Here is a 15321-nt window from a genome sequence, read left to right as displayed (position 1 = left end):
TTACGCTGCCGGTTTCGTCAGGACCACTCGATCCGAAATACTTCCGCCTCGAGGGTCGTCTCCGACTCGGTGTGAAAGTCGAACCGCTTGCCGATCGGGAACTCGGCGCGGAACGCGTGCGTGACGTCCCCGCCGGTGTCGGCCGCGAACGACTCCACGAACGTCTGGCTCCCCTCGTTGTGAATCGTATAGGAGACGTCCGCGATCGACCGGACCGTCTCGAGGAAGTCGCGGTCCGCGTGTCGATTGCCCTGCTGGGCGCCGAAGGGCGGATTCGAGAGCGCGGTGACGCGCGTCTCGCTGTCGGCACCGTCGAACGACAGCGGCGGTCGCGTGGCGTCGCCGCGAACCCACTCGAGCGAGCCGTGTTTCGCCGCTTCGTCGATCCGCGCCGCGTTGGCTCGGGCCAGCGCGAGCGCGTCGGCGTCGACGTCGATGCCGACGACGGCGGGAGCCCCCGATAGCGCCGCCGCGATAGCGAGCATCCCGGTGCCGGTCCCCAGATCGACGACGCAGTCCTCGAGGTCGCCCTGGAGTCGCGCCTGGTGACAGATGTGCGCCGCGATTTCCGGCGGCGTGAGATACTGCTCGAGCGCGGGCGACGGATCGTCGAAGTCGTCGAGCGTCTCGAGCGCTCGCGCGAGGGTTCGACGCGACGGATCGGGCATACCCGCCGAGTTTGGCGCCGATCGTAATAGGTTCCTCGCTCCCCTCGGATCTCGATACGCGTACTGCACTCGAGTCGAATCGAATCGGATCGAATCGAAGCGCTCGACCCGAGCCGAGTCGACCCCGCGATCACCGCCGCCCGTACAATCCGTTTCGTGACAGGTTCGAATAGAGTTAAGGAGAATCCGTGTGAGAGAGTCGAATATGAACTGTCCGCGGTGTCAGGGCTCGCTCGAGGAACTCTCGCTGGGCGACGTCTCGACGGTGATGTGTCCCCACTGTGGATTCGCGGATATTCCCGTCGATCACATCCCCGAGGGCGAGGAGCCGGAATCCTGGCGAGAGGCGTTCAATCGATTCTACGAGGGGTGACGCCGGGTCGGCGAGGGGAAACGCGCGTGGGGAGACGGCGACGAGCGAGCGATCGTCGACCGCCGACTTAGTCTCAGCGTTGAGACTCGAGGACGTTCTCGAACGGCGGAAAACGAGGGGGGTTACTCCGCTTCCGCTTCGACTTCTTCGTCGTCTGTGCCGGAGTCGTGGTCGACGTCCTCGTCGGAGCGCGCCGCGACGAGGCCACCGCGGGCGACGCTGTACAGCGGTTCGTTGGCGTGGGTGACGCCGCTGATCGAGAACGGAATGTTGGCGTCTGCCAGGTGGTCGCGGAACAGCGCCTCGAAGCCGCTCGGACTCGAGGTGCCGCCGGTGACGACGACGGGGACGTCCAGGCCTTCCTCGACGTCTTCCTCGTCGACTTCCTTGACGATGTTCTCGATGACGTAATCGAGCAGGTTCTCGTAGTAAATCGACAGCGCACCCTCGACGCCGCCGACGTCCGTCGTGAAGTCCAGTTCGAAGTCGTCCTCCTTGATGGAGGTAACCTTGTCGACGGGCGTGCCCGTCGCGCGGGCGGCCTGCTCGTCGACCCAGTCCCCACCGCGGGCGACGGAGAACTTCATGACCGGCACCGCGTAGTACGCCAGACAGACGTTCGTCATGCCGGCGCCAAAGGAGATGCCCAGGCCGGTGAAGTTGTTGTCCGCGAGTTCGCTGTAGATGACCGACATCCCCTCGTTGATGGGCTCGGAGTCGTAGCCCATGTCGTCGAGGAAGGATTCGATCGTCTTCTGGTGGTACAGCGTCGAGAGATCCGAGTCGATCGGATCTGCGGGGGACGAGAAGTAGAGCTTCTCGTCGGGATAGGCCGGCTCGCCGACGACCTGTTCGATGATGAGTTTCATCATCGGAATTGCGCTCTTCTCGTCGTTCGAGAGGATCCCGTGTTTCATCGGGCGGCGCGTCTCCTTGTTGAAAATGTTCGCGAAGTTCAGGGCGTCGTCACCGACGACGTACACCTTGTCGTCTTTTCGAATGTGGAGGACTTCGCTTCGCGAGAGCATCTGCTCGGCCATATCCGAGTACTCGATCTCTACGAAGGAGTTGCGCTGCTGCACGAACACCGTGTCGTTCCCATCCTGCTGTGCCGACAGGATGTTCATCGTTCCAACGTCTAGGCCTTTCGCCATAGTTGGCCAAGGCGGCCAACGGATTATAAATCTATGTGTATTCCTTACATCTCAAACTACGAAGTAATAAGTATATTTTAACGGCAGGTAGCAGAGGATTACTCTCGGCGGAGGAGTTGACGGAACCGGACGAACAGACCTGAAATAGCCGATCCGTCGTCGTCCGCGGTGGCCATCTCCTCGGCGCGTTGTTGCTCCCGGAGCTCTTTTAGCTTCGCCGTCTGGTCGTCGACGGTCGCACTCGAGGTCGTCGTCTTCGTTTCGCCTCCTTTCAGTCCCTTGAGCCCCGCAACCTGTGCGTCGACGCCGCTCGAGCGGGTCGTCTTCGTGCCCGCGGCCGTGTCGACCGAGACGTCGTCGAACTGATCCTCGGAGAAGCTCAGACGCTTGTGTTCGGTCTTCTCGACGCCGCCCCAGGAGAGTTCGACGTCTTCCATCGCCTCGTCGATGTCGCTGCGGACGTCGGCGTCGGAGAGGTCGTCGTCCTCGTCCTCGTCGTCCGTCTCGACTCGCTTTGCCGTCCGGGCCATATCGAGGTAGTGAGCGATCAGCGCCGCACCGGTCGACGCCGTGATTCCGGCGAGTCCGACGGCATAGACCGCAACGACCTGTGCGGTGTAGTCGGCGCCGTAGCCGTTCCAGTCGTCTGGGTATGCATAGAGGAAGCCGACGACCGCCGCGACCGTGACGAGAACGCCGGCAAACGACGCGTACTGCATCCGTCGCTCGGAGGGCAACAGGATGACGATGCCGAGCATCAGGAGCGGCAACGCGATCATGACGATCGCGTACGCGGGTTGGGCCCACATGGTGTGGGCGGTGGTGCGGGCGTCGAACGTGCTACTCCAGAGAAAGAGCAACAGCGCGATGATCGCGAGGCCGATGCCGCCGAGAAACAGACCGAAGCCGACGTAAATGTCGGTCCGATCTTCCGGTTCGCCGATGTATCGGCGATAGAGGTCGAAAAGATACCCGTCCGGAGGCTGTTCCGCTGACATTAGCACCTCGTTTACACTCCAGTACTATGACTGTTGGGTCGTGCTACCAGTCGGAATCGAACGACGTTCGATCGGGGACGACGAGGGCGAACGAACGCGACGACTCGAGGAGACGTCGAGCCCTGACCGATCGCTTGAGACCGCGGTAGCGCCGTTTGTGCGACGCGTCGACAGCCGTGACAGCACCGTCGTCGAGACAGCGTGCAGTATATACGTCCGTGGTCGCTAGGGCGGTCAATGAGTCAGGAGTCGGAGTACACCGAGGGGGACCTCCGCAACACCGGAATGCAGTTGAAACACGACCGCGAGTGGGACTACGAACTCGAGCGAATCGTCGACGCTATCGACGAGCGCGACGCCACGAAGGTCGGGCTGCAGTTCCCCGAAGGGTTGAAGCGGCGCGGCCCGAAGGTGGCCGACGACCTGCGGGAGCTGACGGGCGACGACGTGACGATCATGCTCTCGGGCCAGCCATGTTACGGCGCCTGCGACCTCGACACCTATCTGATGAAACGCACCGACGTGTTCGTCCACTTCGGCCACTCGCCGATGAAGAACACGGACAAGGTGATCTACGTGCCGCTCTTTTCGAACGTCGAGGTCACGCCGATCATGGAGGAGGCCCTCGAGACCCTCGAGCCGCCCGAAGAGACCGAAGACATCGGGCTCGTCACCACGGCTCAGCACATGAATCTCTACGAGGATATGGCGACGTTCCTCGAGGAACGCGGCTACGACGTCCACAGCCGGCGCGGCGACGAGCGCCTGACCCACGAGGGCCAGGTGCTTGGCTGTAACTACGCGAGCGCGGACGTGCCCGCAGATCAGGTGCTCTACGTCGGCGGCGGCAAGTTCCACCCCCTGGGCCTGGCGATGGAGTACCCCGAGAAACACGTCGTCATCGCCGACCCCGTCAACAACGTCGTCACCGTCGCGGACACGGAGAAGTTCATGAAACAGCGCTACGGCGCCGTCCACCGCGCGATGGACGCCGAGAAATGGGGCGTCATCTTCTGTACCAAGATCGGCCAGGGTCGCTGGGAGATCGCCCAGGACATCCTCGACGACAACGACGACGCCTACCTCATCACGATGGACGAGGTAACCCCCGACCGACTGCGAAACTTCGACATGGACGCCTTCGTCAACACGGGCTGTCCGCGGATTACCACCGACGACGGCCCGCAGTTCCACAAGCCGATGCTCACTCCCGGCGAGTACGAGATCGCCGTCGGCAACAAACCGCTCGACGAACTCTCCTTCGACACGTTCCACGGCACCTGGTAGCTGATCCGAGCGGCGTCCCGACTCCGACGGATCGACTCGCGGCGTTTCGACGACGCTCGAGCGATCGGTCTCGCTCGAGCCAGTTCTCTCCCTGGTCGAAGCGAGTCAGTTCCCGCCCGGACCCATCGACTCGTTGTTCGCGCCGGGACCGTCTCCGGGCTCCATCGGCCCTCCATCACCGGGTTCCATCGGACCGTCTCCGGGCTCCATCGGACCGCCGTCACCCGGTTCATCCGGCTCGCCGTTCCCGTTCGGGCCGGGGTCCGGCTCTCCGTTCGCTTCGGGCTCGTCTTCTTCCACCGGTTCGTCGTCCGCGTCTGGGTCGTCCTCCGGCGGCTCTTCGTCCGCATCTGGGTCGTCTTCCGCCGGCTCGTCGTCGGGCTCGAGGTCGTCCGGCTCCGCGTCGGTCAACAGTTCGTATCGCTCGCCGACGTCCTCCCAGTCGACGACGTTCCACCACTCGTCGACGTAGGCTCCGCGGTCGTTCTCGTACTGGAGGTAGTAGGCGTGCTCCCAGACGTCGAGCGTCAGGATCGGAATCGCCCGCTGGTGGGCGAGTTCGTTCTGGCCTTCGACCTGCCCGATCACGAGTGCGTCCGCGAGCGGCTCGTAGAACAGCATCGCCCAGCCGTCGCCCTCGACGTTGTTCGCGGTCGCCGTGAACTCCGCCTGGAAGTCCTCGAACGAGCCGAACTGTTCGTCGATGGCGCTCGCGAGGTCGCCCTCGGGTTCACCGCCGCCGTCGGGGCTCATGTTCTCCCAGAAAACGGTGTGGTTGACGTGTCCCGAGTAATTAAACGAGAAGTCGCGCTTGGCGGCGCGGATATCGTCGAACTCGCCGGCCTCGCGCATCGACTCGAACTCCTCGAGCGCCTCGTTGGCCCCGTCGACGTACGCCTGGTGGTGCTCGCCGTGGTGAAGCTCCATGATGCGCCCGTCGATGTGGGGCTCGAGCGCGTCGTACTCGTAGGGGAGTTCCGGGAGCTGGTAGCTGGGCTGGCCGTTAGGGGCGTCGCCGTCCTGTTCCTGTCCGGCGGCCGCCGTCGCCCCGGCAGTTCCCAGCAGCGCGAGTCCGGCCGCGCCCATCGTTTGCATCACGCTTCGCCGCTGAACGCCGCTGTCCGATTGATCGTCTGACATACGGACAAAGGACGGCGACGCTAGTCGGTTAACATTGGCCCGGCGAGCGAATGCAGTTGTGGCACACGCCGATAATGAGATGCTACGCGGCCGTGAAATGGGTTGCTACTCGCGACAGTCCCGGACAACAGATCGTAAACGAGTCTCCGCTGTCGGCGGACGAAGTCGAAACAGTGTACTACTACTCTCGATATTTTACATTCGTTACGGTGATTTTCTCCCAATACGTGGTAATGGATTGCTGAATCCAAAGCAATTTGGAGCAGTTCTTTAGCCCGAACAACACAGACGAGTAGTCGATGAGTAATCCACGCGTCAGCGACCGATCGGCGCCCGCCCGAGACGATCTCTTCGACGCCCTCGCTGCCAGCGACCGACGCGAGGCCCTCCGACTCGTCCGCGAACGCTCGCCAAACGGTATCACGAAATCCGATCTCGCCTACGAACTCGCCGCGGTCACGGCGGACAAACCGCTCGCCGAAGTCACCGACGAGGACCATCAGCGGGCGCGCGTCGACTGCCACCACCGAACGCTGCCCGCGCTCCTCGAGGCCGGACTCGTCGAAACGATCGACGACGACCGCGTCGTCGCCGCCGAGAACCCCAGCTTCGACGCCGGTCTCGAGGCCGTCGTCGACGGTCGGGTCGACGCGACGGCGGCGACGATCGACGCCGTGTTCGACGCGCTCGCCGACGCTCGACGGCGAACGATCCTCTCCGTACTCGCCAACCAGTACCATCCGATCTCGGTCGAAACGCTCGCACGCGACGTCGCCGCTCGCGAGGCGGACGTCGCCGAGCGAGACGTCGGCCAGGACCGCGTCGCAGCCGTTCGGACCTCGCTGATTCACGTTCACCTGCCGCGGCTGAACGACGCCGGACTCGTCGGCTACGACGCCGACACCGGCAGCGTCTCGTACGAGGGACACCCGATTTTGCGCGTCGAGTGGCTCGACGGCGTCGACACTGCCGAAGGGACACCCGACGGCGTCGACCTCGAGTCGCAAGCTGACGGCGACGGTATCCGGACGCTGCACGGCCGCGAGAACATCGTCACGACCGGCCAATCGCTGTGTGAACAGGCCGAGGACGAACTGTTCATGCTGTTTACGACGACGGGCCTGCTCGAGGAGGGCTGTTTCCGTCGGATCGAAGACGCGCTCGATCGCGGCGTCGACGTCTACGTCGGTTCGCCCGATGCGCGGGTTCGTGAGATGGTTCGCGAGCGCGCGCCAGAGGTCGTGCTCTGGGAGCCGCGACTCGACTGGCTCGACCTGTCGCCGAACGGCGAGACGGTCGGCCGACTCGTGTTCGCCGATCGCGAAGCCGTGTTGCTCGGCACGCTCGGCGCGTCGACCGCGAGCGGCAAACGCGACGAGACGGCGATCGTCGGCGAGGGCGTCGACAACGGTCTCGTCGTGCTCATGCGACAACTGCTCGGCTCTCGACTCGACGAGCCGACGGTGGACGAAGTTCTCGACGCCGGGATCCCGCTGTAGCGACGGCCCTCCGCCTCGTCCACCGATAGCGGCACAGCACCGCTCGCTGATCACGGATTACTCTTCGGTTCCGGTCTCGGTATCGTTGGCCGCCGTCGGCCGACTGCGGCGCCGAGACGACAACACTTACACGTCCCGTCCGCGCATCCTCGCCTATGACCAGCAGCGACTGGGGAGACTGGCTCGTCCGCGACGTCGAAGACGCCTCACCCGACGGTGTAGCGATCTGGTATCTCGGCTGTAACGGCTTCGTCCTCAAGGGCTCCGAGGGGACGTCCGTCTACGTCGATCCCTACCTCGGACTGGGCGATCCGCCCCGAACGATCCGGATGATTCCCGTTCCGTTCGATCCCGCGGACGTTACCGACGCCGACGCCGTCCTCGCGACCCACGAACACACCGACCACGTCCACGGCGAGAGTCAGGCGCCGATCCTCGAGTCGACGGGGGCGACCTTCTACGCGCCCGACGACAGCCTCGCCGTCGCCCGCGAGGAAGAGAACTGGACCGACGAGTGGGACGTCGACGACGACCAGTTCGCCGAGGTGAGTGAGGGCGATACCATCGAAATCGGCGAGTTCACGGTCCACGTCGAGGAGGCGAACGATCCAGACGCGACCCCCCCCGTCAGCTACGTCTTCGAACACGACGCCGGGACGTTCTTCCACGGCGGCGATACGAAGCCGAGCGACGAGTTCGAACGGATCGGCGACGAGTACGACATCGACCTCGGCGTCCTCGCGTTCGGGACCGTCGGGCAGATCCCCGACAAGCAGACTCGCGAACCCAAACGCACGCGCTGGTACAACGACGAGAACCAGATCGTCGAGGCCGCCTCCGCGCTCGGCCTCGAGCGACTCCTTCCGAGCCACTGGGACATGTGGAAGGGGCTTACGTCCGATCCGAAGGTGCTCCATCACCACGCAAAGAGCTTCGAGTACCCGCGCCGACTCGAACTCGTCGAGATCGGCGATCGAGTGGACCTCTAGAATTTCACGACCGTCTTTCGGTCACGATCGACCTGTTGTGAACCAGATCTGATACTGTCCGTACCATTTATAGTAATGGTGTGGTAACGTTGCCCTCATGAGTAGCACCGCCGACACGGACGACGTTGTCGAGGTCAGTGCTGACGGGTTGACCGTCCAGAAGACGTTCACGGCGGACGAGTTTCCCGTACCTGCAATCCGATTCGAAATCGAATCGGATCGTACCGAGCAGGTGGCATTTCGACTCTCCGAAACAATTCCCGAATCGTTCCCGATGGACAAGGTCGGCTTCCATCCCGACTATCACAGCGACGACTGGACGGCCTTTCAGGACAACCACGTCGAGTTCACCGGCACGCTCGAGGCCGGCGAGAGACTGGTGACCGTCTACGGAATCCGCATCGACGACGAGAGCGAGGCCGAACCGTTCCTGACGGAACCGGAACTCGTCGAGGTCGCTACCGACAGTGACGGCCACAGCGACGCCGAAGCGGTCGACGACGACGTCATCGGCAACATCGTCTCCGAGGATCGCAATCAGCCGGTCAAAGACATGATCGCCGGCGACGCAGACGGCGTTCCCGGACTCGAGGACCAGACCGAGGACGAAGACGAAAACGAAGCCGAAGCGGACGGCGCGGCCGAAGCCGAAGACCAGGCGAGAGACGACGACGAACCCGACTCCGACGCCGACGTCGACGCCGACGCGGGCGAACTCGATCTAAACCTCGACGATGTCGACGTCGAACCCCAGCCGGTCGACGAAGCGAGCGACGACGAGGACGAAGACGAGACGCCGGACATCGATCTCGGGTTCGAAGAAGACGAGATTCCAGATCCGGACGCGGACGACGCCGACGGGTCCTCCCCGGACGTCGAGATCGATCTTGGAACGGACGGAGATACTGACGCGGACGAATCCGCTGAAGACGACACCGACTCCGAGACGGAGACCGAGTCGGCCGACGACGCCGAGCCAGAAATCGAACTCGATCTCGAGGCTGCAGCGAGCGACGACGAGGACGTCTCGGCCGACGACGCAGAGCCCGAACCCGACGTCGATTCCGAACCTGAATCTGAATCTGACCTCGAGGTCGACGACGGCGACAGTGAGGACGTCTCGAGCGACGAGGATGAACCGGCAGCCGACGAGATGGCGGAACCGGCCGACGACCTCGAGGACGAATCCGAACCACCGGTCGTCGACTCCGACGAAGTTGACGAGGGCGAAGCCGAGGCGACTGACGACGATAGTACCACACCAGCCGTCGAGGGATCCGTCGGCGCTCGACTCGCGGCGGAACTCCGCGACGGGGAACTCGAGGACGACGACCTCGACGTTCTCCGCGATGCGCTCGACGTAGCACCCGCCGGACCGGAGATTGCGAAAGTCGACCACCTCCAGTCGCGCGTTGAAGAGGTCGCCGCCTACACCGACGCCCTCGAAGCGTTCCTCACCGAGAACGGAACCGGGAAACAGCTCATCGAGGACCTCAAAGCCGATCTCGCGGCGCTCGAAGACGACCTCGACGCCGTCGACGAGCGGGTGGAGTCGACCGAAACCGGCCTCGACGAGGTCGAGGACGACGTCGATGATCTGGCCGACTGGAACGCCGATCTCGAGAGCGATATCGACGACGTGGAAACCGACGTTACCGAACTCGAGGACACGCTCGAGACGGTCGACGACGACGTCTCGAGCGTCGAGGGGTCCGTCGACGAACTCGAAACGGACGTCTCCGACCTCGACGACGGACTCGACGACCTCGGCGACGATCTCGAAGCAGTCGAAGACGACGTCGACGACCTCGGCGACGACCTCGAGACCGTCCGCGAGGACGTAACGGACATTCAGGACTGGCGCGACCAGCTCGGCTCGATGTTCTCGGAGTAACGGCCAGCACGGATCGCGTTTGATCCGGAAACGCAACTCGTTTATCCGTCGCCGGTCGAGAACCCGTCGATGGGCGAGACGATTCCGATCGCAGTGCCACGTAAGGGCCGACCGCTCGAGTCGGTGCTCGACCGACTCGCACGCCGGCTCGACGTGGCCGATCTCGCGGACGACATTACTTCGACGCTCCGCCACGAAAAGGCACTCACGAAGGGGACGGTCGACCCCGCCGAGAGCCACGTGTACCATCGTCTCGCCGACTACAGCACCGTCGACGATCCCACCGAACCGGAGTATACGCTGTTGCGAGACGACCGCGCCGGCAAGCCGCGGCGGATCGTCTTCGACAGCGTCCGGATTCCACTCGAGGGCGTCGATGGCGTTCCGGACGACACGACGATCCAACTCGTCGGTCGCGAGGAACCGTTTCGCGCGCTACGAACCCACGAGTTCGCGCTCGGGTTCGACAGCGCCGACCTCGTTTTAGAGGAGGTCGTCGGCCTTCGGCCGGAACCCCTCGACCGGATCGACGACATCAACGCTCGAATCGATCCCAGCGACACCGACGTTCGCGTCGTCACCGGTCTCGGCGACACCGTCTATCACACCCTGATGGCGACGCCCGACGTTGCCCCGTCGTCGGGGTCGCTCGACCGCGCGTTCCTCGAGTCCTACGAGGGACCGCTCTGTATCGAGCCCCGGTACGAACGACTCGTCCAGGCCGTCCTCGGGACACAAACGTTAGACGGAATTCACTTCGAGTACCCCGAAGAAGGCCGCGAGGAAGAAGCCGCGATCGCGGACACCGGGCTGGGGGTCTACCTTACCGTCACGGGATCGACGGCTCGAGACCACGGTCTCTTGCTCGGCGAACAACTCTTCCCCAGCGAGACCGTCCTGCTCGAGAGTTCGCCCGAAGTGAGCGAGACGGTCGGCGCCGTTCGATCGCTGTTGAACGGAGTCGACCTCGAGACGGAACTGGCGGTCGAGAACTATAGTAGTCAGTGAAAGTCAATGCACACCCGATCGCAGGGCAGCGTCGCGATCGGTGTGTAAATCGTTTCACTGACTACTATAGTCGTCGCGGCGCGGCGCTTTCTGTCCGATCGGTCACGGTCACTCGAGCGGAGTCTCAACGCTCCGACGTGAACAGTCGCCATCAGCGTTGCTCAATGTCGATAGCGCTGGATATCGGTTCAGTACTGGCGAATTCGCGTCCAACAGTTGGTTCCGTGAGCACTCAGTCAAGTTGCGATTGATACGAAACGTTCACGACCTCTTTCCAAGTTGAATGGGGTGTGAAATAAGAGTTGCAAGAACTTCCCTTAGAGGATAGGAATCCAACTATTCATATCTCAGCAAGCTACTGATACAGATCGAATATGTACTTAGGTTGCGCCGACAGTTTATTTAGATGATTGTACAACTGTGAGTTGTACAACCTATGGTTGAATATGATGCAGAAGTAACTCGGTTCGAAGATTTAGAGGACTCAAACGATCCGTCGATTAGTGGTCGAAACGAGCTAAACAAGGGTTTTCGAAGCTATCTAAGATCACACCAAGAGCAATATGGCGGTGGTGCATGCACTCAAGACCATCATCATCCAGTAGAGGGGCCAGTTACGCTGTATCTTGCTGCGTGGGAGGGAGAAAACGCCTCAGAAGGACGCGTGAATACAGCGACTGTCACTTTAGACGAGGGTGATACTGCTACAATCGGGGTTAGCGGATCAGAGTACCGTATCAAATTCTTCGGCCAGTACATGAACCGGCCAGAAAACGAAAGCATCCTAAACAAGCATACAATCGCATATGCAACTGATCACTGGGATGAGGAGGAGCGGCTGTGGAAGGAATGTGAGTTTCACCTTGGAACAAGTGAAGATCGAGAGTGGTTCGATCAGCAAGAGCGCGTCACTGTTCGAGTAGCAATCGGAGAAGCTCCCGGATACGATCCAGAACGTGATTTCGCGGATCTGATAAGCACTGGCTTGTCTCCTGCAGAGGCCATTGACTACTGGATGGTTGATATCCAAAACAGATCCCAACAAGACTGGGCTGAGACCCGTGGGAAAACCCAACAGGTGATTTCAAAGAATGTTCGGAAAGGGCGAGAAAAGCTCGGGAAATAATATAGAGGTAATGAATATGGGAAATTATACAAAATAAAGCGATTCAGTTAGACCAAGTACTATCACCACCCCATCTCAATTCAAGATAGGAACCCAGGATGCCATTTATTGCAGAACATAATGATGAATTGGTGATCCCTGAAGCAGTAGATGACGGGGAGGAACTCCAGTGTACCAAGTGTCAGGAAATAATGCGGCCACGAGGTCCGTTCAAAGACGGAGCGGCGCGGCATTTCTATCATCTTGCAGCAACCGACTGTCCTGGTGGCGAATCGGATACCCATCGGAAGTGGAAATCGCTGGCTGTTTCGGCGCTCCGACAACGGTTCTCTGAAGAGCTTTCGTATTGCGTTCCAGAAGCTACACTTGAGTGTGAGTGGACTCTCACAGTAGCTGATTCACGAAGGGCAGACGCACTCGTTTCCTTCTCAGGAGCAAATCCCTTCTTCGGGAAAGGAGTCATTGTTGAGGTACAGTGGAAAAACGAAGGAAAAGACGTGGCGGCAGCTACGCACGACTATCTGGCTCTCGGGTACAGCGTGTACTGGGCAGATGAGAACGATTTCGAGTCAGACCGCTTCCTTATAGAGAACATGCTCACCGCGTTTAACGACCGCTCGGATGATGCTTTTGCCCCATACTACGCGGACCCACCGTCTGGATTGGAAGGATCAAGCGCTGAAGGTGGGTTTCTCAACTACATACTCACCCATGACTCCGATCGCGTCGTCTCGTACTCAAACCCATTTCCAGATCGAGATCACGACTGGATCAATAGAGCAGGGTGGATGTGCCACCGCTGTGGATTAGAACGGTACGAGCAGTCAAATCTTGAACAACCGATCTACACTTATGATCCAGAAGAGACGGAACCACGAGAATTAGAGCGTATTGAACGCGGATTCCGTCCTACTGATCATTCGCATAAGTGGATCGGGCGTCGAAGCGGGTCTGGAGGCGAGCAGTTAGATTGTGAGTGTGGTGCGAAGCGCACTCACAAGGGCAACTCGGTCATTGTTGACCATGGGCCGAACGCCACTTGGGATGTCACGATCTCCATTCCATCAGAAGAAACAGAGCATTCTGAACGATTCTGACTAGTTCATCTGTAGGGATTAGAGGTCATCAGTTGACTTTGCGGTCTTTGCCTCGCCTAACGTAGTATACAGAAGCCCCTGCATTCGGTGAGATGACTCCCCAAGCGGAATCGGATCTTCTAATTCGTACAACTCAGAAAATTTGACGACTTTCTTCCCATCTCCATACTGGTACTTATCTTTCGGGACTTCCTTAGTTGAGACAAAATGGTCTGCATCGACGATGTCCTCCACCATACCAAGGTATCTAATCTGCTGCTGCGGTCTTGTGATGTACAGAAGGAAATATTCTGGTTCAGAGGCGATCGAGATAAATCCCCAGGCCTTGTATTTTTGTAAGAATTCAACTCCAGACTCATCGCTCGCATACACAGCCGTGTGACTATTATCGTCGCCTTCTATGTCGCTCAGCGCCGTAACAGGAAGATCGCCGCCTTCATTGATATCCGATTTACTCGTTGATTCTGGACTGGAGTCTTCTACGACACTTTCATGATCCGTTTGAAGCTCCTTGACTAGTCGATCAACAAGTTCCTTTGCTTCTTGCTCTGCTTCCTGATAGATGACATCAGTTGTATTTTTCGTCACTGTCTCTGCTACGGCCTCTGCAATCTCCGGCTTCCGAGTTTCTAATGCTTCTTCAGCCTTGTTCAGTTCACGGATATAACGAACTACGTCGGCAGCGCTCCCATTAACAATAGCTGGTTTTGAAATTGCAGAAAACGCCCGCCTGTATCCGTTGAGTTCCTCGATTGAGGGGGCAGCAATGAGATGAAATTCTGCTTGTCCATCCTGAACCTCTAATTGGTAGAGTCGGAACTCTTTCCCGTTTGTCAGAACCCCCCAAGTAATATCCTGAAGCTTTAGGTACGATTGGAGTTGGTTTACGTGCTTGTCTTTGAGAGTAACATCACAGCCTTTCGCTTCAACGAACACTTTCGGCAGATCATTCACTGCGAGGGCGTAGTCAACATGATACGTTTGCCCGCCCATCTGAACGCTGTATTCCAACTCCATATCGTGAATTTCCCAGCCAAGAACATTCTGAAGGAACGGTTGAATGAGTTTTAATTTCGTGTTTGACTCATTCATCTGGGGAGACTGCTCTATAATGGATTCTGAAGTAGAAACGAAATCTGTCACGATTTCTCTGGAGATAGTCGGCTCAATTACGTTCATGCATGTCTTGTGATATGCAGGAACCATTTAAATAATTCAGTGATATGCCATACAGCCCTCTCCAGGTAGTGCATTCCCTTGGTTCAGTATCTATGCCATATCCCTGTCCCTAGTTCTTATTTCGGAGATTCGGAAACCACCCGGTTCAATTTATTACTACAGACCTGTGTCGACGCGGTATGATTACAGACGCTCGGGTGCTTCAACCGGAGTTCATCCCACAAGAGGTGAAACACCGGGACGCAGAGGTCAACCATCTCTCAAGCGTCCTCCGGCCGATACTTGACGGACAATCAGCTGATCCAGTCTTCCTCCACGGTCCCTCCGGAGTCGGGAAAACATGCATTGCACAATTCACAGTGGAACGACTTCGAGAGAACGTCGTCGATGTCAACCACCAGTACGTGAACTGCTGGGAGGATCACAACCGGTTCAAAACGCTGTACAGCCTTCTCGACGGCATCAACCAAACCATCGACATCCATCGTCAATCTACCCCGAAAGATCTCCTGCTCGACCGTCTCCGCGACTACGAGGGCCCACCATACGTCGTTATCCTTGATGAGGTGGACCAGTTAAGGACAAGAGCCTCCTGTACGAATTATACCGCATCCCTCGCATCACGATGATCTTCATTGCTAATAACGAAAAAGGCCTCTTTGACGATGTGGATGACCGACTGAATAGTCGTCTTACTGCCTGTACCTGCATCCACTTCCGACCGTACACTCACGACGAGTTGGTCGCAATCCTGTGAACGCTCACCCTGGCATTCGCAACAGAACGCACTCAAATTCGATATAGCGCTAAGGAGTTTATCTGGCGCGTTTCGACCACACTCATTGCGTACGATTGTAGAAAATAATTCTCTCGAGACGAACAGAACGCCGATTGCAACCCGAACGACGG

14 protein-coding genes are annotated in these 15321 nt (G+C 59.6%); 9 read left to right on the top strand and 5 right to left on the bottom strand.

The features are described from left to right. Nucleotides 1-17 precede the first annotated feature (17 nt). On the bottom strand, nucleotides 18-668 hold the full coding sequence (locus C493_RS00400) for an METTL5 family protein (RefSeq protein WP_007257398.1): 651 nt from the start codon (nucleotides 666-668) through the stop codon (nucleotides 18-20). Between the two features lie 205 nt (nucleotides 669-873). Between C493_RS00400 and C493_RS21945 the strand changes: the two genes are divergently transcribed. Further along, nucleotides 874-1041: a TFIIB-type zinc ribbon-containing protein gene (locus C493_RS21945; RefSeq protein ID WP_007257397.1), complete on the top strand. Its 168-nt coding sequence runs from the start codon at nucleotides 874-876 to the stop codon at nucleotides 1039-1041. A gap of 122 nt (nucleotides 1042-1163) precedes the next feature. Here C493_RS21945 and C493_RS00395 read toward each other — a convergent pair whose 3' ends face one another. Together C493_RS00395 and C493_RS00390 are read right to left on the bottom strand one after the other, a co-directional pair. Then, on the bottom strand, nucleotides 1164-2195 hold the full coding sequence (locus tag C493_RS00395) for a hypothetical protein (RefSeq protein WP_049889047.1): 1032 nt from the start codon (nucleotides 2193-2195) through the stop codon (nucleotides 1164-1166). Nucleotides 2196-2293: 98 nt separating this feature from the next. Then, nucleotides 2294-3193 (bottom strand): DUF7139 domain-containing protein, encoded by a 900-nt coding sequence (locus tag C493_RS00390; protein ID WP_007257395.1) that lies wholly within the window; start codon nucleotides 3191-3193, stop codon nucleotides 2294-2296. Nucleotides 3194-3430: 237 nt separating this feature from the next. Between C493_RS00390 and dph2 the strand changes: the two genes are divergently transcribed. Beyond that, nucleotides 3431-4480, top strand: a complete 1050-nt coding sequence (gene dph2 / locus C493_RS00380; protein WP_007257393.1) for a diphthamide biosynthesis enzyme Dph2 — start codon at nucleotides 3431-3433, stop codon at nucleotides 4478-4480. Between the two features lie 105 nt (nucleotides 4481-4585). Here the strand turns inward: dph2 and C493_RS21940 are convergent, their stop codons facing one another. Then, nucleotides 4586-5620, bottom strand: coding sequence for a superoxide dismutase (locus tag C493_RS21940; RefSeq protein WP_007257392.1), 1035 nt, complete (start codon nucleotides 5618-5620; stop codon nucleotides 4586-4588). 299 nt (nucleotides 5621-5919) lie between these two features. Between C493_RS21940 and C493_RS00370 the strand changes: the two genes are divergently transcribed. The 6 genes from C493_RS00370 (at nucleotide 5920) to C493_RS22480 (ending at nucleotide 13233) form a co-directional block, all read left to right on the top strand. Continuing rightward, nucleotides 5920-7119 (top strand): DUF7344 domain-containing protein, encoded by a 1200-nt coding sequence (locus tag C493_RS00370; RefSeq protein WP_007257391.1) that lies wholly within the window; start codon nucleotides 5920-5922, stop codon nucleotides 7117-7119. Nucleotides 7120-7274: 155 nt separating this feature from the next. Next, entirely contained in the window at nucleotides 7275-8108 is an 834-nt protein-coding gene (locus C493_RS00365; RefSeq protein WP_007257390.1) for an MBL fold metallo-hydrolase, read from the top strand. A 97-nt stretch (nucleotides 8109-8205) separates the two neighbouring features. Then, the gene (locus C493_RS00360) at nucleotides 8206-10002 is read left to right on the top strand and encodes a hypothetical protein (RefSeq protein ID WP_007257389.1); all 1797 of its coding nucleotides are present in this window, start codon (nucleotides 8206-8208) and stop codon (nucleotides 10000-10002) included. 69 nt (nucleotides 10003-10071) lie between these two features. Beyond that, a complete protein-coding gene (locus C493_RS00355; protein ID WP_007257388.1) occupies nucleotides 10072-11010 on the top strand; it encodes a hypothetical protein in 939 nt (312 codons plus the stop codon). Between the two features lie 436 nt (nucleotides 11011-11446). After that, the gene (locus C493_RS22485; RefSeq protein WP_152421067.1) at nucleotides 11447-12136 is read left to right on the top strand and encodes a hypothetical protein; all 690 of its coding nucleotides are present in this window, start codon (nucleotides 11447-11449) and stop codon (nucleotides 12134-12136) included. 98 nt (nucleotides 12137-12234) lie between these two features. Further along, nucleotides 12235-13233, top strand: a complete 999-nt coding sequence (locus C493_RS22480; RefSeq protein ID WP_152421066.1) for a hypothetical protein — start codon at nucleotides 12235-12237, stop codon at nucleotides 13231-13233. 18 nt (nucleotides 13234-13251) lie between these two features. On the opposite strand, the gene C493_RS00350 is transcribed toward C493_RS22480, so the two are convergent. Beyond that, nucleotides 13252-14412: a type I restriction enzyme HsdR N-terminal domain-containing protein gene (locus tag C493_RS00350; protein ID WP_007257387.1), complete on the bottom strand. Its 1161-nt coding sequence runs from the start codon at nucleotides 14410-14412 to the stop codon at nucleotides 13252-13254. A gap of 179 nt (nucleotides 14413-14591) precedes the next feature. On the opposite strand from C493_RS00350, the gene C493_RS00345 reads away from it, so the two are divergent. Beyond that, nucleotides 14592-15041: a Cdc6/Cdc18 family protein gene (locus C493_RS00345; protein WP_007257386.1), complete on the top strand. Its 450-nt coding sequence runs from the start codon at nucleotides 14592-14594 to the stop codon at nucleotides 15039-15041. Nucleotides 15042-15321: the final 280 nt, after the last annotated feature.

Source organism: Natronolimnohabitans innermongolicus JCM 12255 (assembly GCF_000337215.1).
Classification (GTDB): Archaea; Halobacteriota; Halobacteria; order Halobacteriales; family Natrialbaceae; genus Natronolimnohabitans; species Natronolimnohabitans innermongolicus.
Note: the sequence above shows the minus strand (reverse complement) of the source record. Positions and strands in the feature narration are given on the sequence as shown.